Genomic DNA, 708 nt, shown 5'->3' on the forward strand with positions numbered 1-708 from the left:
TGAATCACGTCATGCAGTTGGCGACGCGTTTTCTCTAGCTCTCGTGCCACATCTCCGTATTCATCTTTACAGTCCATACCAAACGGTACCGACAAGTTTTTGCTCGCCATTAATTTGATGGCTTCATTGAGATACTGAGTTTGGCGGAGCATTTCGCGTGCGGCGGCCAACAGTAAAGCCACAAAAACGACGATAAGTAGCGCGGTCTGCCACACTACTTGAGTCAAATACGCTTCGTAATGTTGTTGAGCAACTTGCGCATTTTGAGTGGCTGCTAAAAGTGAATCGTAAAATGTGTTTGCGTCCCAAAGTTGTTTTGCCACGATCAGAACGGTACTGAATACCATCAACATGACCATTTTCGGTACAAGTCGCATGTCGGATATGACTCTTTCCCATGGCTTGAATGCCAGCTTTTCCATTGTCAGTTCTCCACTGAGTCTTATATAGTTTTTACATCTCTTATAGTTATGTTTGCGCTTGGGTTCTATCACGCGATTTATTTCGAGCTTCGTATGAAAAATAATGATATCAAAGACAGCACTCGACCGATGGGCCTGTTGTCACTAATCTTGTCCTTTATGGCGTTATTTGTGATCTCTGGCCTGTTGTTTTTTCCAATCGATAACGAAACCCGTCAAGTTCTTATCGGTCTGGATTTCATAATCTGTAGTATTTTTCTATTGCAGCTCACCATTGATTTGATCC

Annotated in this window: 2 pseudogenes; one reads left to right on the top strand and one right to left on the bottom strand. The window is 42.9% G+C overall.

Annotation, left to right across the window (positions count from 1 at the left end):
* Positions 1 to 422, bottom strand: a pseudogene (locus tag R7P74_RS26455) (methyl-accepting chemotaxis protein); the annotation flags it as partial.
* Between R7P74_RS26455 and R7P74_RS26460 the strand changes: the two are divergent.
* Positions 312 to 708, top strand: a pseudogene (locus tag R7P74_RS26460) (ion transporter); the annotation flags it as partial. The pseudogenes R7P74_RS26455 and R7P74_RS26460 overlap by 111 nt on opposite strands.

This window comes from Vibrio sp. 2033 (assembly GCF_033339735.1).